The organism is Microbacterium sp. DT81.1, assembly GCF_049844955.1.
Lineage (GTDB): Bacteria > Actinomycetota > Actinomycetes > Actinomycetales > Microbacteriaceae > Microbacterium.
This window is the reverse complement of sequence record NZ_JBNCMA010000001.1, coordinates 207,932-226,710: the sequence shown is the minus strand read 5'-3', so window position 1 is coordinate 226,710 and position 18,779 is coordinate 207,932. Positions and strand designations below refer to the sequence as shown.

Below are 18,779 nucleotides of genomic sequence, written 5' to 3'. Positions count from 1 at the left end.
GCCCCGTCCCTACGACGCACCCATGGATCCGGCATCCGCGCCGCCGGCGACCGCCGCACAGCCGGCGCCGCGCAAGCGCCGCGCCCGCAGGGTTCTCGCGGGGGTGCTCGGTGCGCTCGGCGCCTTGATCCTGCTGCTCGTGGTCGGATTCCTGGTCTACGCCTATGTCGGCGTGATGGGCGCAGAACCCGACGCGCTCGGAGAGGTGCAGGAGAACCCGGACGTGACGCTGACGGATGCGGGCCCCGCGTGGGTGCTGGCGCCGGCATCCGGAGAATCGGAGACCGGGCTGGTCTTCATCCCCGGCGCCAAGGTGGACGCCGTCGCCTATGCGTCGACGCTGGTCGGTGCGGTCGAAGAGGGCGCCACCGTCGTGATCACGAAGCCGACGCTCAACCTCGCCTTCTTCGACTTCCGCCCGCTGTCCACGTTCACCGAGCTCGCTCCAGAGGTCGACGAGTGGTTCGTCGGCGGGCACTCCCTCGGCGGCGTCCGAGCGTGCCAGCTCGCGGAGGGCACCGCGGGACTGGTGCTCTTCGCCAGCTACTGCGCGAACGACCTCTCCGACTCGGGGCTGGCCGCGCTCAGCATCTCGGCGACCGAGGACGGCCTGTCCACGACCGAGAAGGTGGATGCCGCCGCCGGCCTGCTGCCCGCCGACGTGATCTTCGTCGTGATCGAGGGCGGCAACCACGCGGGGTTCGGCGCCTACGGGCCGCAGCCCGGCGACGGCGAGGCGACGATCCCGGCCGAGGAGATGCGCGCGCAGATCACGGACGCGCTGGCGCCCTTCCTGCTGCAGCAGTGAAGGCGATCAGCCGTTGAGCCCCCTCTGCGCGGTGGCCTGGCTGACACCCGCCATGGCGGCGACATCTGCCGCACTATGCGCGGGGCGCATCCGAATGCTGTCAGGCGTCGAAGCCGTCGACGATCAGGTCGATCAGCTCCTCGCGCTCCTCGACGGGGAGGAACGCACCCGCCGCGGCGTTGAGCTGGAAGGTCTCGATGTCATCGAGGTCGTACTCGAACGTGTCGACGAGAAGCCCCAGCTCCCTGGTCAGCGACGTGCGGCTCATCGTCCGGTTGTCGACGTTGACCGTCACGGCGAATCCGAGCTGGTAGAGCAGGTCGAAGGGGTGATCGCTGAGCTCCGTGCCCCACGCCGCGATCGCCCCGGTCTGCAGATTGGATGACGGCGACAGCTCGAGCGGGATCTCCCGGTCGCGCACCCACCGGGCGAGGTCGCCGAACTGCACCATGACCTCTTCTCCCGAGCGCGAGACCACCTCGAGGTCCTCGGCGATGCGCACGCCGTGCCCGAGGCGCAGCGCCCGTCCGTCGAGAAGGGCCGAACGGATCGAGTCGAGCCCCGCGGCCTCCCCCGCGTGCACGGTGACGGGGAAGAACTCGGACGCCAGATAGTCGAATGCCTCGCGGTGCCGTGACGGCGGGAAGCCGTCCTCCGGCCCGGCGATATCGAAGCCGGCCGCACCACGGCCGCGGTACGCCACGGCGAGCCTCGCGATCTCGAGGGAGCGATCGGTGTGCCGCATCGCGGTGATGAGCTGGCCGACGCGGATGCCGCGACCGCCGCGCTCCGCGCCGTCCTCCGCCTCCTCGATCCCCGCCTGAACCGCTTCCACCGCTTCCTCCAGCGAGAGGCCGCCCGCGAGGTGCTGCTCGGGCGCCCAGCGCACCTCGCCGTAGATGACGCCGTCCTCGACGAGGTCCTGCACGAACTCCCGGGCGACGCGGGTCAGTCCCTCGCGGGTCTGCATGACCGCGGTCGTCAGGTCGAACGTCTTCAGGTACTCGACCAGCGACCCGGAATCGCTCTTCAGCGAGAACCAGTCGGCGAGGGCCGCGGGGTCGGTCTCCGGCACGTCGAGGCCGATGGCGTCGGCCAGCTCGATGATCGTCGCGGGCCGGACCGCACCGTCGAGGTGGTCGTGCAGCGAGATCTTGGGCAGTGAGCGGAGAGAGGTCCCCTGGACGCGCGGGTCCCCGGCCTGGTCGATCGACATGGTGTCTCCTTTGTTGGGGAAGCTTCGTGGAAGGGAAGTGCTCGGCGACGTGCGCGGGTCGATCAGACCGAGATGCGCTCGCGCACCAGCGGACCGCGGGCGAGCGTCGTCGTCTCCGCGTCGCCGATGCCCCATGCGCCGTCGAGGGCGCCGAGTGCCCGGCCGAACCGCGACGGGTCGTCGGCGAGCAGCGTGAACAGCGGCTGACCGGCGCTCACCGCATCGCCTGGCTTCACGTGCAGGTCTATGCCCGCGGCGTGGATGACGGGGTCCTGCGCGCGGGCGCGCCCGGCGCCGAGGCGCCAGGCCGCGATTCCGAAGGGCAGCGCCTCCATGCGATCGACCACTCCGTCGCGGTCGGCCACGACCGTCTGGGTCTCGCGGGGTGCGGGAAGCGCGGCATCCGGATCCCCGCCCTGGGCGCCGATGAGGGCCCGCCAAGAGTCCATCGCCCGCCCATCGGCCAGCGCGGCTTCGACGTCGGCATCGGGCTGACCGGCCAGGGCGAGCATCTCCCGCGCGAGGGCCACGGTCAGCTCGACCACATCCGCGGGTCCGCCGCCGGAGAGCACCTCGACCGACTCGCGCACCTCGTTGGCGTTGCCGATCGCAAGCCCGAGGGGCGTGTTCATATCGGTGAGCAGCGCCGTCGTCGCGACACCCGAGTCCGTGCCCAGCTCGACCATCGTGCGGGCGAGTTCGCGCGCCTTGTCGATGTCGCGCATGAACGCGCCGGAGCCGAACTTCACATCCAGCACCAGGGCGTCCGTTCCCTCCGCGATCTTCTTCGACATGATGCTCGAGGCGATGAGCGGGATCGCCTCCACGGTGCCGGTGACATCCCGCAGCGCGTAGAGCTTCTTGTCGGCAGGCGCGAGGCCCGAGCCCGCGGCGCAGATGACGGCTCCGACATCGCGAAGCTGGTCGAACAGCTCCTCGTTCGAAAGCGCCGCCCGCCAGCCCGGGATGGACTCGAGTTTGTCGAGCGTTCCGCCCGTGTGGCCGAGGCCCCGGCCGGACAGCTGCGGCACGGCGACACCGAACGCGGCGACCAGCGGCGCGAGCGGGAGCGTGATCTTGTCGCCGACGCCCCCGGTGGAGTGCTTGTCGACCGTCTTCTTGCCGAGACCTTCGAAGCTCATCCGCTCGCCGGAATCGATCATCGCGTCGGTGAGCACGCGGATCTCGTCGCGGGTCATCCCGTTGAGCAGCACGGCCATCGCGAAGGAGGACATCTGCGCGTCGGACACGTATCCACGGGTGTACGCGTCGATCATCCAGCGCAGCGCGTCTTCGGGCACCGGCGAAGCGTCGCGCTTCGCGCGGATCACATCGACCGCGTCGAACGGCTCCACCATGCTGATCGACGCCGTGTCGAGGGATCCCGTGCTCACCGCGACGCCTCTTCGAGGTCGCGGGGTCCGAAGGCATCCGGGAGCACTTCGTCGATGGTCCGGATGCCGGACACCGTCTCGAGCAGCATGCCCGGGATCGCGTGCTCGAAGAGCAGCTGCCGGCACCGGCCGCACGGCATCAGGGTGGCCCCGCCGCCGTCGACGCACACGAATGCGACGAGCTGACCGCCACCGGACATGAAGAGGTCGCCGACGAGGGCACACTCCGCGCAGAGGGTGACTCCGTACGACGCGTTCTCGATGTTGCACCCCGAGACGATCCGCCCGTCGCTGACGAGGGCGGCCGCCCCGACCCTGAAGCGGGAGTACGGCGCGTAGGCCTTCTCCATCGCCTCGGTCGCGACGGCACGCAGCTCGTCCCAGTCGATGTCGGTCACGGACGGCCTTCTTTCGGGTTGGTGTCAAAAGAGTCGGTGATGCCACCACGCGATGAATTCACGACGTCAGCCCTTGACGTAGGGCTTGCCCGCCGCGGCGGGGCCGCGTATCTGCCCGGCGAAGCCGGCCACGGCGATGATCGTGACGAGGTAGGGGAGCATCAGCATGAACTCGCTGGGGATCGGGGTCCCGAGCACCGTCAGCAGGTTCTGCAGGTTGGTGGCGAAGCCGAACAGGAGGGCCGCCAGAGTGGCTCGGATCGGGTCCCAGCGACCGAAGATCACCGCCGCAAGAGCGATGAAGCCGAGCCCGGCGGTCATCTCCTTCGAGAATTGGCCGACCGAGACCAGGGTGAAGTAGGCGCCGCCGATGCCGGCGATGGCGCCGGCGAGCGACACATTCCAGAACCGGGATGTGTTCACCTTGATGCCGACCGTGTCGGCGGCCTGCGGATGCTCGCCGACGGCGCGCAGGCGCAGTCCCCACCGGGTGCGGTACAGGCCCCATGCGACCAGGGCGACCGTGACGTACATCAGGTAGACGATGAAGGTCTGGTTGAACAGCACCGGGCCGATGATCGGGATGTCGCCGAGGACCGGGATCTCCCACCGCGTGAAGCGGACCGGACGATTGAGCGCGGCCTCATTCGGCACGAGCAGTGCACCGTAGAGGAAGCCGGTGAGACCCGTCACGAGCACGTTCAGGACGACACCGACGATCACCTGGTCGACGAGGTACCTGATCGAGAAGGCCGCGAGCACGAAGGCGACGAGGACGCCCCCGATCATCGCGCCCACGAGCCCCACGAAGGGGTTCCCGGTGATGCTCGCGAGAAGCGCGGCGCTGAAGGCGCCGAAGAGGAACTGGCCCTCGATCGCCACGTTGACCACGCCGACGCGCTCGCCGATGACGCCTCCCAGCGCACCGAAGATGAGCGGGATGGACAGCGAGAGCGCCCCGAAGAGCAGGCCGGTGACCGGCACGAGCCCGCCCGCGGCCGCCCACACCAGGAAGCCGAACATGGCGAGCACGCCGTAGACGATGGACAGCCAGATGCCGCTGCGCCGGTAGGCCCATGCATCCCAGAAGGCCCAGGCCGTGAGCAGGACGAGCACGCCGAACACGATCCACGTCGTCGCCGCGGTCGGCACGCTGACGTTGGGCAGCGCGATCGATGACGTCGGGTCGCCGAGCCGGAACGTGCTGACGCCGTCTCTGGGAACGAGCAGGAACAGCAGCCCGAGAAGCACGGTGGCGATTGCCAGTGAGATGGCGAGCTTCCAGTGCCGCACCTGCACGGTTGCGAGCTGGATGACGTCATCCGGAGCGGGAACGGGGGCCGGGGTGGGGGCGAGCGCCGTCATGCCGACACCGCCTTCTTCGCGGCCTTGGCTCTGGCCTTGGCCGCCTTCTCGGCATCCGTCTTCGGCAGGAAGAAGATGGTCCGCACCAGCGGGGGCGCCGCGATGAAGAGCACGATCAGCGACTGCACGACCAGCACGATGTCGACGGGGATGCCCTGCGATGCCTGCATGGTGAAGCTTCCGGCTTTCAGTGCTCCGAAGAGCAGGCCGGCGACGAACACGCCCCACGCGCGGCTGCGGCCGAGGAGAGCGACCGTGATCGCGTCGAACCCGATTCCCGCGTCGATGTAGCCGTCGAATCCGGTGGTGACCGCCCCTTGGATCTGGTTCATTCCGGCGAGGCCCGCAAGCCCACCCGCGAAGAGCATCGCGTAGATGTACATGCGCTGCACCGAGATGCCCGATGCGCGGGCCGCGTGCGGATTCTCGCCCACCGCGCGCAGGCGGAAGCCGAGGCTGGAGCGCTCGATGAGCCACCACACGAACACCGTGGCCGCGATCGCCAGGATGAACCCCCAGTCCAGCAGCGGGAAGCGAGGACCGAACAGGTCCGGGAACTGGGCGTTCGGCGGCGTCGGAGAGGAGATCGGCTGGTCACCCGCGGGGCGCTGCAGCAGCGCCGGCGAGCGGACCATCCACGTCACGAGGTAGAACGCGACGTAGTTCAGCATGATGGTGAGGATGACCTCGTGCGCACCCGTGCGGGCCTTGAGCACACCGACGATGCCACCCCAGATCGCGCCGCCCGCGATACCGGCCGCAAGGGTGAGGGGCAGTTGGAGGATCATCGGCAGGTCGAGGTTGAACGTCACCAGCGCCGCGGTCGCGCAGGCGATCAGGATCTGACCGCGGCCGCCGATGTTGAAGAGGCCGACGCGGAACGCCAATGCGACTCCGAGGCCCGCGGCGATGAGCGGTGCGGCGAAGCCGAGGGTGTTCGTGAGGGGGCGGATCTGCGCCGCGAAGTCGGCGACTCGCGCATTGAAGACGGCCCCCCGGAAGAGCGCCTCGTACCCTCCGTACACCGCGCTCCAGACGGCGGCGAACGTGTCGCCGGGGCGCGAGAAGAAGTAGACCGATGCGGCGCGCACCTCCTCGTCGGTGATGGCCATCAGGATGCCGCCGACGACCATCGCCGCGACGATGGCGAGGATCGTGGTGACGGCGCTGCCCCGGAGAAGGTCCTTGATGAACACGTTCTGGCGCGGGGGGCCGGGAACATCGGCTCCCGTGACCTCGGCGCCCGCCACATCGGCACGGACCTCGGGCGTGCCCGTCAGCGGCCCGGAGACCGGTGGCAGCTCGTCGGAGGGCAGCCCCTTCATCGGCTCGCCGGTTCCGGGCGTTCTGCCGCTCGTTCCGTCGTTCACGCGGCCACCACCTCCTCCGGCTTCTCGCCGGCCATCATGAGGCCGAGCGTCTCTCGCGGCGTGTCGCCCGGCACGATTCCGACGATCTGGCCGCGGTACATCACCGCGATCCGGTCGGCGAGCGCGACGACCTCGTCGAGCTCGGTCGAGACGACGACCACGGGGATGCCGGCATCCCGCGTCTCGATGATCCGCTTGTGAATGAACTCGATCGAGCCCACGTCCACGCCACGCGTCGGCTGGGCGGCGAGGAGAAGCTTCAGTTCTCGGCTCATCTCGCGCGCGATCACGACCTTCTGCTGGTTGCCTCCGGACAGCGCACCGGCGGGAGTCCCGGCGCCCTGTGTGCGGATGTCGTATTCGCGGATCCGCTCGTCGGCGAACTCGCTCAGCACGCCGCTGCGGATCGTCCCCCCGCGGACGAACGCGCGGTCGCCCGAGCGATCGAGGATCAGGTTCTCGGCCACCGTGAACGTGCCGACCAGGCCGTCTTCTGTCCGGTCCTCGGGCACGAATCCGACGCCTTCGTCGAGGATGCCGCGCACGCTCCTGCCGACCAGTTCCACCCCGGCGAGTGCCACCGAGCCGGTCACCTTGTCGGCGAGGCCGACGATCGCCTCGACCAGCTCCGTCTGCCCGTTCCCCTGCACCCCGGCCACGGCCAGCACCTCCCCCGGCCGCACGTCGAAGCTGATGTCGTCGACGACGACCGCGCCAGTGGGCGTGAGGACGCGCAGGTTGCGCACCACGAGACCGCCTTCATCACGAATCTGAGGCGCGTTCTTGTGGACGGTCAGTTCGACGGCGCGGCCGACCATGAGCGACGCGAGCTCCGCGTTCGTCGCCGTCGGAGCGGCCTCGCCCACGACCTTGCCGAGCCGGATGACGGTGATGCGGTCTGCGACGGCACGCACCTCGCGGAGCTTGTGGGTGATGAAGACGATCGAGGTCCCCTCATCACGCAGCTGGCGCATGATCGCCATCAGCTCGTCGGTCTCCTGCGGGGTGAGCACGGCCGTGGGCTCATCGAAGACGAGCACCTTCGCATCGCGGGACAGCGCCTTGATGATCTCCACCCGCTGCTGAACGCCGACCGGCAGATCGCCGACCAGGGCGTCCGGATCCACATGGAAGCCGAAGCGCTTGGCCACGTCACGCACATGCTGGCGCGCCTTCGGGAGGTCCAGCGAACCGAGGGCCTTGGTGTCCTCGTGCCCGAGCATGACGTTCTCGGCGACGCTGAAGACCGGGATCAGCATGAAGTGCTGGTGCACCATGCCGATGCCCGCCGCCATCGCATCGCCAGGTCCCCGGAACCGCTGCACGGCGTCGTCGAGGAGGATCTCACCCTCGTCCGCCTGATAGAGCCCGTACAGGACGTTCATCAGGGTCGACTTCCCGGCCCCGTTCTCGCCGAGGAGGGCGTGGATCTCGCCGGGCTGGACCACGAGATCGATGTGGTCGTTGGCGACGAGACTGCCGAACCGCTTGGTGATTCCGCGGAGCTCGAGCTTCATACTGTGCACCCTATCGAGTCGGGTCAGGGGCGGGAAGGAACCGCGGCCGGTCGGATGCGAAGCATCCGGACCGGCCGCGGTGATGGTGGTGCTGCCGACTACGGCGAGCTGGGCGAGGTCACCTCGAGCTCACCCGAGATGATCTGCTCCTGCAGCGCGGCGAGCTCCTCGACGAGACCATCGGGCAGCTGCGACTCGAACGCGCCGAAGCCGGAGAGTCCGACGCCCTCGTTCTCGAGCGTGCCGACGTACGGGGCGACGTCGAAGTCGCCGGTGGCGGCGGCCATGGTGGCCTCGTAGACGGCCTGGTCGATGCGCTTCATGATCGACACGAGCACGATGTCGGCGACGGTCGGGTCGACGACGGCGAGGTCGGAGTCGACACCGAGGATCACGGTGTCGGCGCCGCTGTCGGCGATCGCGTCGCGCGCGCTCTGGTAGATCGGGCCACCGACCGGCAGGAGCACGTCGGCACCCTGGTCGAGGACGCCCTGCATGGCCTGCTTCGCGGTGTCGTTGGCGGCGAAGCCACCGGTCATGGAGCCCTGCTGGGCTGCGACATCCCAGCCGACGGTCGCGACGTTGGCGCCCTTGTCCTCGTTGTACTTGGCGACGCCGTCGACGAAGCCGTCCATGAAGATCGTGACGGGCGGGATCGGGATGCCGCCGACGGTGCCCACCTTGTTGGCGCCCGACTGAGCCGACCACGCCGCGGCGGCGTAGCCGCCCAAGTAGGCCGCCTGAACGGTGTCGAACATCAGCGGCTTGATGTTGGGCGCGTCGGTCTCGCCGTCGAACGTCGGCTTCCCATCCGCGTCGGTGTCGCCCTCGTTGTCGGCCCAGTCGTCGATGATCGCGTAGCTGATCTCAGGGTTCGCCTTTGCGGAGGCGACCGTGTCGGCCGACAGCTTGAAGCCGACCGAGACGATGAGCGTGCAGCCCTCGGCCACGAGGTTCTCGAGGTTCGGCGCGTAGTCGTTGGCAGACGCGGACTCCACCTCGATCATCTCGACGCCGAGCTCATCGGCGGCGCGCTCCATGCCCTCCAGCGCGGACTGGTTGAACGACTTGTCGTTGAAGCCGCCGTCATCCGACACGAGGCAGGGCTTGTAGCCCTCGACCGCGGCGGCGCCGCCGCCGGGTTCCTCGGTCGCGTCGGTCTCGGGCGGGGGGGACGCGCAACCCGCCAGGGCTACGAAGACGCTTGCAGCAAGGAATCCGCCGAGCACTCTTTTACGGGTTGAAATGGTCAACTCAGCCTCCACAGGGATGCACCCGCGGACCTCGCGGGTGACTGTACGAAATTACCTACTGTGACGGCCCGTTTGCATATCGACGAGTCCCCCGGGGGGCAATGGTTACAAAGACGCAACAGTGCCGACATCCGATGCCGTGATCGGCGGCATCCAGGATCAGAGCACGTCGCCCCGGCCGTTCAGCTTCAAGGCATCCACCACGCCCTTCACCCGCTGAGCGTGCTCGCTGGTCGTGACCAGCAGAGCGTCCTCGGTGTCGACCACGACGATGTCCTTGACGCCGATGAGGCTGATCACGCGCCGCGTCTGGCTGACCACGATGCCGCTGGACGCGTCGGCGAGCACGCGCGCGTTCTCGCCCAGGATCGCCAGGTCGTTGCCGCGGCCGTGCGAGTTGAGCTTGGCGACGCTGGCGAAGTCGCCCACGTCGTCCCAGTCGAAGTGCCCCGGGATCACCGCGAGCCGGCCCTTGTCGGCGGCGGGCTCCGCCACCGCGTAGTCGATCGCGATCTTGGTCAGGTTCGGCCAGATGCGGTCGACCACCGGACCCCGCGCCTCCCGGTCGTCCCAGACCTCCGCCAGCTCCATGAGCCCGGCGTGCAGCTCGGGCTGGTTCTCGGCGATCTCCGCGAGCAGCACATCGGCACGGGAGATGAACATGCCGGCGTTCCACAGGTAGGCGCGATCGGTGACGTACTCGCGCGCCGTGTCGAGGTCGGGCTTCTCGACGAAGCGCTCGACGAACGCCGCCTCGGGGGCGCCGTCGATGACCAGCTCGCCGGCCTTCTTGATGTAGCCGAAACCGACCGCCGGCTCCGACGGCTGGATGCCGATCGTGCAGATGTAGCCCTCGCGGGCGACGGCCACCGCCTGCTGCACCGCCCAGTCGAACTGGCGCACCTGGCGGATGACGTGATCGGCGGCGAAGGAGCCGATGATGACGTCGGGCTCGCGCCGGGAGAGGATGGCCGCGGCCAGCCCGATCGCCGCGGCGGAGTCGCGCGGCTCGGATTCGAGGATGACGTTGTGGTCCGCGATGTCGGGCAGCTCCCGCTCGACGGCCGCGCGATGCGCGCGGCCGGTGACCACCGCGATGCGGTCCTCACCGGAGAGGGGGGCCAGCCGGTCCCAGGTGTCGCGGAGGAGGGTCTGTCCAGACCCCGTCAGGTCGTGCAGGAACTTCGGCGCGTCCGCTCGGGAGAGCGGCCACAGCCTGCTGCCGATGCCGCCTGCGGGGATGACGGCGTAGAAGCCGGGGATCGATTCAGCCATGCCTTCAGGGTAGTGCGGGCATGTTTCCGGCCTGCGACACGAGGGGAACGGGACATCTCGACGTCGAGACAGTTGGGCGGGGCTCAGTCGCCCGCCCTGCCGTGTCCGAATAGGATGGATGCGAGCGCCCGCGCGGGGTTGCGGGGCAGCGAACGCCTCGCCGAGATGAAGCAGGGAGGACGACAGTGTCTGCAGGAATACGCGTGACACCGTCCATATCGGAGACCACGTCCAGGGTTCCCCGGGGGACGCTGTACCGGGGCCGCGAGGGCATGTGGTCGTGGGTGCTGCACCGCATCACGGGCGTCGCGATCTTCTTCTTCCTCCTCGTGCACGTGCTCGACACGGCGCTGATCCGGGTGTCCCCCGAGGCGTACGACGCCGTGCTCGGCACGTACAAGAACCCGATCATGGGTCTCGGCGAGGTCGTGCTCGTCGCGGCGATCGTCTTCCACGCCTACAACGGGCTGCGCATCATCGTCGTCGACTTCTGGTCGAAGGGCGCCCGCTACCACCGGCAGCTGTTCTGGGGAGTGCTGGGCCTCTGGGCCGTAACGATGGCCGGTTTCGCACCCAGACATCTGATGAACGTGTTCGCGGGAGGGGGAGAGTGATGACCACCGCCGTGCCACTGGATCCGCCTCGTTCGCCGCGCTCCACCGCCCCGCGCAACCGGGGCGTCAACCTCGAGAAGTGGGGCTGGATCTACATGCGCGTCTCGGGCGTGCTGCTGATCGTCCTGATCTTCGGGCACCTCTTCGTCAACCTGATGGTCGGCGAAGGCATCCATGCCCTCGATTTCGCCTTCGTCGCCGGAAAGTTCGCCAGTCCCTTCTGGCAGTGGTGGGACGTGCTGATGCTGTGGCTCGCACTCATCCACGGCGCCAACGGCATGCGCACGATCGTCAACGACTACGTCACCACCCCGAAGGTGCGCCGGGTGCTCGTCTGGGCGCTGGGACTCTCGGCCGCATTCCTCATCCTGCTCGGGACGCTCGTCGTGTTCACGTTCGACCCCTGCCTCGGTGTCACCGAAGACAGCGTGCTCTGGGCGACCTGCCAGGCCGCAGCATGAATCAGCGGATCGAAACGAAGAAGGCTCCCACCAAGTGACCCAGACCACCGACTCCGTCGTGCGCGACGGCGTGCACTACCACCAGTTCGACGTCGTCATCGTGGGAGCCGGCGGTGCCGGCATGCGCGCGGCCATCGAGGCGGGACCGGGCGCCAAGACGGCGGTCATCTCGAAGCTCTACCCGACCCGCTCGCACACGGGCGCGGCGCAGGGCGGGATGGCCGCGGCGCTCGCCAACGTCGAGGAGGACTCGTGGGAGTGGCACACCTTCGACACGGTCAAGGGCGGCGACTACCTCGTCGATCAGGACGCGGCCGAGATCCTGGCGAAGGAGGCGATCGACGCCGTCATCGACCTCGAGAACATGGGCCTTCCCTTCAACCGCACGCCCGAGGGCAAGATCGACCAGCGCCGCTTCGGCGGCCACACCGCCGACCACGGCAAGACCCCCGTCCGGCGGGCGTGCTACGCCGCCGACCGCACGGGGCACATGATCCTGCAGACGCTGTTCCAGAACTGCGTGAAGCTCGGCATCAACTTCTTCAACGAGTTCTACGTGCTCGACCTCATCACGGTGAAGGATGCCGCGGGCGGCACCAAGATCGCCGGCGTGGTGGCCTACGAGCTCTCGACCGGCGACCTGCACGTCTTCCAGTCCAAGGCCGTGATCTTCGCCACCGGCGGGTTCGGAAAGATCTACAAGACGACATCCAACGCGCACACCCTCACCGGTGACGGCGTCGGCATCGTCTGGCGCAAGGGCCTGCCCCTGGAGGATATGGAGTTCTTCCAGTTCCACCCCACCGGCCTGGCCGGCCTCGGCATCCTGCTCACCGAGGGTGCACGCGGCGAGGGCGCGATCCTGCGCAACGTCTCCGGCGAGCGGTTCATGGAGCGCTACGCCCCCACGATCAAGGACCTCGCGCCGCGCGACATCGTCAGCCGCTGCATGCAGCAGGAGGTCGCGGAGGGCCGGGGCGCCGGTCCGCATCGCGACTACGTCCTGCTGGACTGCACGCACCTGGGCGCGGAGGTGCTCGAGACGAAGCTGCCCGACATCACGGAGTTCGCCCGCACCTATCTCGGCGTCGACCCGGTCGTCGAGCCCGTCCCCGTCATGCCCACCGCGCATTACGCCATGGGCGGCATCCCGACGAACAACGACGCCGAGGTGCTCTCGAACAACACGACGGTCGTGCCCGGGCTCTACGCCGCCGGCGAGTGCGCGTGCGTGTCGGTGCACGGCTCGAATCGCCTCGGCACCAACTCGCTGCTCGACATCAACGTCTTCGGCAAGCGCGCCGGCAAGAACGCGGTGAAGTACTCGCAGACCGCCGAATTCGTGCCCCTCCCCGAGGACCCGGCCAAGGAGGTGCGCGAACTCATCGAGGGCCTGCGCGCCAACAACGGCACGGAGCGCATCGCGGTGCTGCGCAAGACGCTGCAGGACGAGATGGACAAGAACGCCCAGGTCTTCCGCACCGAGGACTCGCTCAAGCACATGCTCGGGGTCATCGAGGATCTCCGAGGCCGCTTCCTGAACATCCACGTCGACGACAAGGGCAAGCGGTACAACACCGACCTGCTCGAGGCGGTCGAGCTCGGCTTCCTGCTCGACCTCGCCGAGGTCGTCGTCTACGCGGCCCGCAACCGCAAGGAGAGCCGCGGCGGTCACATGCGCGACGACTTCCCGAATCGCGAGGACGCCGAGTACATGAAGCACACGATGGCCTACCTCACCGGCGACCCCCACTCGTCGCAGGCCGATGACCACATCTCGCTCGACTGGAAGCCCGTGGTGATCACGCGCTACCAGCCCATGGAGAGGAAGTACTAGCCATGACGACCGCGACGGACATCATCGAGCGCACCGACGCCGACGCCGGGAACATCGCCAAGCAGGCGGAGGCCGGCGACACCGGCATCCAGTCGTTCCTGATCACCTTCATCATCCGGCGATTCGACCCGGAGGTCGACGCCGAGCCGCGCTGGGTCGACTACGACGTGGAGCTGTTCTCGACCGACCGCGTGCTCGATGCCCTGCACAAGATCAAGTGGGAGGTCGACGGCTCGCTGTCCTTCCGTCGGTCGTGCGCCCACGGCATCTGCGGCTCGGATGCCATGCGCATCAACGGCCGCAACCGCCTCGCGTGCAAGACGCTCATCAAGGACCTCGACATCTCGCAGCCGATCTACGTCGAGGCGATCAAGGGTCTGCCGCTCGAGAAGGACCTCATCGTCGACATGGAGCCGTTCTTCGCCTCGTACCGCGAGGTGCAGCCGTTCCTGATCGCCAACTCGGTGCCCGAGAAGGGCAAGGAGCGCGTGCAGTCCATCGTCGATCGCGAGATCTTCGACGACACGACCAAGTGCATCCTGTGCGCCGCGTGCACCTCGTCGTGCCCCGTGTTCTGGACCGACGGCCAGTACTTCGGACCCGCCGCGATCGTCAACGCGCACCGGTTCATCTTCGATTCCCGGGACGACGCGGGCGATGTGCGCCTCGACATCCTCAACGACAAGGAAGGCGTGTGGCGCTGCCGCACCACCTTCAACTGCACCGAGGCGTGCCCCCGCGGCATCGAGGTCACGAAGGCGATCGCGGAGGTCAAGCAGGCGGTCCTGCGAGGGCGGTAGTCGCCGGTATGCTCCCAGCGTGAGCAACGCCGCCCCCCAGTGCCCGAGCCCCACCCTGTGAGCGTCGGAGCGCCGGAAGTCCCCGCTCGATCTTCGCGTGTCGCCGTCACCGCGGCCTACGCCGCCCAGGGTCTGGGCTACGCCGTCGTCGTGACGTCGCTGCCGCTGCTCAAGCAGCGGTACGGCATCGACGACACCGCGGTGGCCCTGATGGTGCTGCTCGTGTGCGTCACGGCGGCGTGCGGCTCGGTGCTGGCGGACGTGCTGGCGAAGTGGCGCGGAAGCCGCGTCGCCCTGGCCGTCGGGCTCGTCATCGAGGTCACCGGTCTCGTGCTCGTGGCCGCCGATTCTCCCTTCCCCCTCTTCGTCGCGGGATTCGGGATCTACGGCGTCGGGCTCGGCGCCGTCGACGCATCCGGCGCCATGCAGGGCGTGCTCATCCAGCGGCGGTACGGACGCGACATCATGGGCGGCTACTTCGCCGCGGCGACCGGGGCCGGGATCGTGGGCGCACTCGCGGTCGCCGGCGGCTCCGCACTCGGACTGCCCTCCGGAACGGTGCTCCTGTTCGCCGCGGTCGTGGCCGGGTCGGTGGCGCTGCTGGGTGTGGGACGCTTCGACCGCTCGCGGGCGGCCACGCCGGTCGGCAGCCACACCAAGGCGCCGCTGCCGCGTACCGGCATGTGGCTCTTCGGCTTCGTCATCCTGGCGGCCTTCACGCTCGATTCCGGAGTGAGCACCTGGAGCACCGTCTACATGAACGACGACCTCCTGGCCGCCGCCGCGATCGCGCCCCTCGGCTACGCCGCCTATCAGGCCGCGGTGCTGGTCACGCGCCTGGCGGCCGACCGGGCCACCCGGCGCTGGGGCCGCCAGCGTGTGGTCGTGACCGCGACGTGCGTCTCCATCCTCGGATGCATCGTCGTTGCGTTCCTCCCCTTCGTCGGAGCCGCGATCGCCGGGTTCGCGCTGGCGGGCGTCGCCGTCGGTGCGCTGGTCCCCCTCGCGTTCACCTCGGCGGGGGCGCTGGAACCGGCCCGGGGGGACGAGGTGATCGCGCGCGTCAACCTCTTCAACTACGCGGGGGCGGTGCTCGGCGCGGTGCTGATCGGCCTTCTTGCGGACGGTCCGGGGCTCGCGATCGCCTTCCTGCTGCCCGCAGTCGCGCTCGTCGGGGTGCTCTTCGTGGCCCGGCGGTTCCGGGCGCCGGTGCCTGTGGGCGCAGACTCCGACGTCGTGGCCGCGGCGCCTCGCTAGTCTGTTGCTGTGTCCGACCAGCCCGTGCGCCCTGTGAAAGGCGGCCAGGCGGCATCCGTCGATCAGGATTCCGGCGCGGCATCCGGCGCGGCATCCGGCCCTGCCTGGCGCGAGCGGTTCGAAGAGCCGGTGGAACGGGCGACCGAGCTCACGCGGCGCACGCTCGCATGGTTCCCCGTGCGGGTGTGGCGGCATTTCCTGGCGCACAACGGCTTCCTCCTCGCGGCGGGCGTGAGCTACCAGGCCCTGTTCGCGATCTTCGCAGCCATCTATGTGGCCTTCGCCGTCGCGGGGCTCCTGGTCATCGGAAGCGACAACCTGACCGAGTCCCTCATCAGGGTCATCAACACCTACATCCCGGGCCTCATTGACGCGAACGGGCCGATCACCCCGGAATCCATCGACTCCATCGCCACGGCGAGCACGAGCCTCTTCGGACTCACGGGAAGCGTCGCCCTCATCGCGTTGATCTGGACGGCGATCGGCTGGGTCACCTACTCGCGTTACGCCGTGCGGGACATCTTCGGGCTGCCGAAGGAACCGCGACCGTACGTGCTGATGAAGGCGCGCGATCTGCTGGCCGCGGTCGTCTTCGGGGTGGCGCTGCTCCTCGGCGCAGCCATCGGAGGATTCGCCACGTGGGCGTTGAACACCGTGTTCTCGCTTTTCGGCTGGACCATGGATTCGCTCTGGTACGAATCGACCGCCCGGGCGGCCGCGCTTCTGGTCGCGTTCGCCATCGACGCGTTGGCGCTCGCGTCGCTCTTCCGGTTCCTTTCGGGCACGTCGTTGCGGTGGCGGCTGATCTGGCCCGGGTCCCTGCTCGGCGGCGCCGCGGTCGTCATCGTGCAGATCGGTGCCGGGTGGCTGTTCTCCCGCGGACCCACCAATCCTCTGCTCGCCACGTTCGCCGTCTTCATCGGGATGCTGCTGTGGTTCCGTCTCGTCGGCATCATCACGCTCGTCGCGGCTGCGTGGATCGCCGTGGCCGCGGAGGACGCCGATGTCCCGCTCATCCCAGAGACCGAGTACGACCGCCGGGTCAAGGAGTATCAGGCGATGCTGCTCACCGCCGAAGTGGCCCTGCGCGAGGCACGCCGCGAACGGGAGGCGGCGCCGTGGGTCAGATCGTGGCAGGCGGACCGCGCGGTGCGCAAGGCGGAGGCGGAGCTGGAGCGGGTGAAGGGCCTCGAGCCGAAGCCGCAGCCGCGTGGCCTCCTGGGTGCGTCGCTCCGATCATGACGGCCGGTGTCCGCGGCGCTGATTAGGCTGGAATGTATGCCCCGCCGCGTACGCATCGCCTCCGTCAACGTCAACGGCATCCGCGCCGCAGCGCGCAAGGGCATGCACCCCTGGCTGGAAACGGCGGATGTCGACATCCTGACCCTTCAGGAGGTCCGTGCGAGCGCGGAGGACCTCGCGAGCGCGCTGCCCGGGTGGACGATCGTCGGCGACGAAGCGGTGGCCAAGGGCCGCGCCGGGGTCGCCATCGCGAGTCGCGCGGGATCCCTCGAGTCCCGAACGACACTGGGCGTCGACGCCGGCGACACCTCCGGTCGCTGGATCGAGGCCGACTTCGACATCGACGGCGAGCGCCTCGCGGTGATCAGCGCCTACGTCCCGACCGGCGAAGCGGACACGCCGAAGCAGGACGCGAAGTGGCTGTTCCTCGACGCGATGACGGCGCGGATGTCGCAGCTGAGCGCCCAGACGCCCCTCGGCGTCCTGACGGGCGACCTGAACGTCGGGCACCGGGAGTTCGACATCCGCAACTGGAAGGGCAACGTGAAGAAGGCGGGGTTCCTGCCCCGCGAGCGGGCCTACTTCGACCGGTTCGTCGGGCCTGCGGGCGAAGCCGTGGTCGGAGCCGACGGATCGAAGGGGACGGGGCTGGGGTGGGTCGACATCGGCCGCTCCTTCCACGGCGAGGTCGACGGCCCGTACACCTGGTGGTCGAGCCGCGGCAAGGCATTCGACACCGACACGGGATGGCGCATCGACTACCACCTCGCGACCGCGGCCCTTGCCCAGCGGCTCACGGACTACCGCGTCGTGCGGGCACCGTCGTGGGACACGCGGTGGAGCGATCATGCCCCCGTGGTGGCCGACTACACCCTGGGTGGCTGAGGGGCGGCGGGTTCGGCGGGCCGGGTGCCCGGGAGGCCGCCCGTAGGATAGGGAGGTGACACGACCTCGCCTCTATTCCGGCATGCAGCCCTCGGCCGACTCCCTGCAGATCGGGAACTACATCGGGGCCCTCATGCAGTGGCGGGAGCTGCAGCAGTCGTACGACGCGTACTTCTCCGTCGTCGATCTGCACGCCCTGACCCAGCCGAACGACCCGGCCGAACTGCGCGAGAAGACGCGGCGCACCGCTGCCCAGTACATCGCCGCCGGCATCGAGCCGTCGAAGTCGACGCTGTACGTGCAGTCCCACGTGCCGCAGCACGCCGAGCTCGCCTGGGTGCTCTCGACGATCACCGGCTTCGGCGAGGCAGGGCGAATGACGCAGTTCAAGGACAAGTCCGCCCGGTACGGCACCGACGCCACGAACGTCGGCCTCTTCACCTACCCGGTGCTCATGGCCGCCGACATCCTGCTCTACCAGACCGACGTCGTCCCCGTCGGCGACGACCAGAAGCAGCACGTTGAGCTCACGCGCGACCTCGCCGAACGGTTCAACAGCCGGTATGGCGCGACCTTCGCGGTCCCCAGGCCCGTCATCCAGAAGGACACGGCCCGAATCTTCGACCTGCAGAATCCGACGGCGAAGATGTCCAAGTCCGCGGAGTCGGATGCCGGTGTGCTGTGGATGCTCGACGACCCGTCGGTGAGCGCCAAGAAGATCATGCGCGCCGTGACGGACAGCGACGGCTCGGTGCGTTTCGACCGCGAGGCGAAGCCGGGCGTGTCGAACCTTCTCGTCATCTACGCCGCCCTGACCGGGCGACAGATCCCGGCGATCGAGGACGAATACGCGGGTCGCGGCTATGGGGACTTCAAGAAGGGTCTCGCGGAGGTCGTGGTGGGCGAGTTCGGTCCGGTGCGCGACCGCGCCCTGGCGCTGCTCGATGACCGCGCCGAACTCGACCGGGTGCTCGCGGCGAACGCGGCGAAGGCGTCCGAGGTGGCGGGCGCGACCCTGAACGACGTCTACGACCGGATCGGGCTGCTCCGCCGGGTGTAGCCGGTGCCCGGGCGGCCAGGCGCCCAG

General features: G+C 68.9%; 17 protein-coding genes. 9 read left to right on the top strand and 8 right to left on the bottom strand.

All coding sequences use genetic code 11. The features are described from left to right. The first annotated feature begins 22 nt into the window (after positions 1-22). Positions 23-808, top strand: coding sequence for an alpha/beta hydrolase (locus ACLQ2Q_RS00990; RefSeq protein ID WP_425818573.1), 786 nt, complete (start codon positions 23-25; stop codon positions 806-808). A 100-nt stretch (positions 809-908) separates the two neighbouring features. Here the strand turns inward: ACLQ2Q_RS00990 and ACLQ2Q_RS00985 are convergent, their stop codons facing one another. The 8 genes from ACLQ2Q_RS00985 to ACLQ2Q_RS00950 form a co-directional block, all read right to left on the bottom strand. After that, positions 909-2,024: an adenosine deaminase gene (locus ACLQ2Q_RS00985; protein WP_425817038.1), complete on the bottom strand. Its 1,116-nt coding sequence runs from the start codon at positions 2,022-2,024 to the stop codon at positions 909-911. A 62-nt stretch (positions 2,025-2,086) separates the two neighbouring features. Continuing rightward, complete coding sequence (locus tag ACLQ2Q_RS00980) at positions 2,087-3,382, bottom strand: thymidine phosphorylase (RefSeq protein ID WP_425818571.1); 1,296 nt, start codon at positions 3,380-3,382, stop codon at positions 2,087-2,089. A gap of 32 nt (positions 3,383-3,414) precedes the next feature. After that, positions 3,415-3,816 (bottom strand): cytidine deaminase, encoded by a 402-nt coding sequence (locus tag ACLQ2Q_RS00975; protein ID WP_425817036.1) that lies wholly within the window; start codon positions 3,814-3,816, stop codon positions 3,415-3,417. Positions 3,817-3,882: 66 nt separating this feature from the next. After that, a complete protein-coding gene (locus tag ACLQ2Q_RS00970) occupies positions 3,883-5,181 on the bottom strand; it encodes an ABC transporter permease (protein WP_425817034.1) in 1,299 nt (432 codons plus the stop codon). Further along, the gene (locus ACLQ2Q_RS00965) at positions 5,178-6,506 is read right to left on the bottom strand and encodes an ABC transporter permease (protein ID WP_425818569.1); all 1,329 of its coding nucleotides are present in this window, start codon (positions 6,504-6,506) and stop codon (positions 5,178-5,180) included. Before ACLQ2Q_RS00965 ends, ACLQ2Q_RS00970 begins: the two co-directional genes overlap by 4 nt. Before the next feature lie 41 nt (positions 6,507-6,547). Further along, on the bottom strand, positions 6,548-8,068 hold the full coding sequence (locus ACLQ2Q_RS00960) for an ABC transporter ATP-binding protein (RefSeq protein ID WP_425817032.1): 1,521 nt from the start codon (positions 8,066-8,068) through the stop codon (positions 6,548-6,550). 98 nt (positions 8,069-8,166) lie between these two features. After that, complete coding sequence (locus ACLQ2Q_RS00955) at positions 8,167-9,321, bottom strand: BMP family lipoprotein (RefSeq protein WP_425817030.1); 1,155 nt, start codon at positions 9,319-9,321, stop codon at positions 8,167-8,169. Positions 9,322-9,480: 159 nt separating this feature from the next. Next, the gene (locus tag ACLQ2Q_RS00950; protein WP_425817027.1) at positions 9,481-10,596 is read right to left on the bottom strand and encodes a mannose-1-phosphate guanylyltransferase; all 1,116 of its coding nucleotides are present in this window, start codon (positions 10,594-10,596) and stop codon (positions 9,481-9,483) included. A 185-nt stretch (positions 10,597-10,781) separates the two neighbouring features. Between ACLQ2Q_RS00950 and sdhC the strand changes: the two genes are divergently transcribed. Genes sdhC through trpS form a run of 8 tightly spaced genes read left to right on the top strand, consistent with a single transcriptional unit; the run spans position 10,782 to position 18,752 of the window. Continuing rightward, positions 10,782-11,210, top strand: coding sequence for a succinate dehydrogenase, cytochrome b556 subunit (sdhC, locus tag ACLQ2Q_RS00945; RefSeq protein ID WP_425817025.1), 429 nt, complete (start codon positions 10,782-10,784; stop codon positions 11,208-11,210). Beyond that, positions 11,210-11,671, top strand: coding sequence for a succinate dehydrogenase hydrophobic membrane anchor subunit (locus ACLQ2Q_RS00940; RefSeq protein ID WP_425817023.1), 462 nt, complete (start codon positions 11,210-11,212; stop codon positions 11,669-11,671). The genes sdhC and ACLQ2Q_RS00940 overlap by 1 nt, the downstream gene beginning before the upstream one ends. Before the next feature lie 34 nt (positions 11,672-11,705). Next, positions 11,706-13,508 carry a succinate dehydrogenase flavoprotein subunit gene (sdhA, locus tag ACLQ2Q_RS00935; protein WP_425817021.1) on the top strand — a complete coding sequence of 601 codons (1,803 nt, stop codon included), beginning with the start codon at positions 11,706-11,708 and terminating at the stop codon, positions 13,506-13,508. A gap of 2 nt (positions 13,509-13,510) precedes the next feature. Then, entirely contained in the window at positions 13,511-14,308 is a 798-nt protein-coding gene (locus ACLQ2Q_RS00930; protein ID WP_425817019.1) for a succinate dehydrogenase iron-sulfur subunit, read from the top strand. A gap of 57 nt (positions 14,309-14,365) precedes the next feature. Next, entirely contained in the window at positions 14,366-15,565 is a 1,200-nt protein-coding gene (locus tag ACLQ2Q_RS00925; RefSeq protein ID WP_425817017.1) for an MFS transporter, read from the top strand. Positions 15,566-15,574: 9 nt separating this feature from the next. Next, positions 15,575-16,807, top strand: a complete 1,233-nt coding sequence (locus tag ACLQ2Q_RS00920; protein ID WP_425817015.1) for a YihY/virulence factor BrkB family protein — start codon at positions 15,575-15,577, stop codon at positions 16,805-16,807. A 36-nt stretch (positions 16,808-16,843) separates the two neighbouring features. Next, positions 16,844-17,692 (top strand): exodeoxyribonuclease III, encoded by an 849-nt coding sequence (locus tag ACLQ2Q_RS00915; protein WP_425817013.1) that lies wholly within the window; start codon positions 16,844-16,846, stop codon positions 17,690-17,692. 55 nt (positions 17,693-17,747) lie between these two features. Beyond that, a complete protein-coding gene (gene trpS / locus ACLQ2Q_RS00910) occupies positions 17,748-18,752 on the top strand; it encodes a tryptophan--tRNA ligase (RefSeq protein WP_425817011.1) in 1,005 nt (334 codons plus the stop codon). Positions 18,753-18,779: the final 27 nt, after the last annotated feature.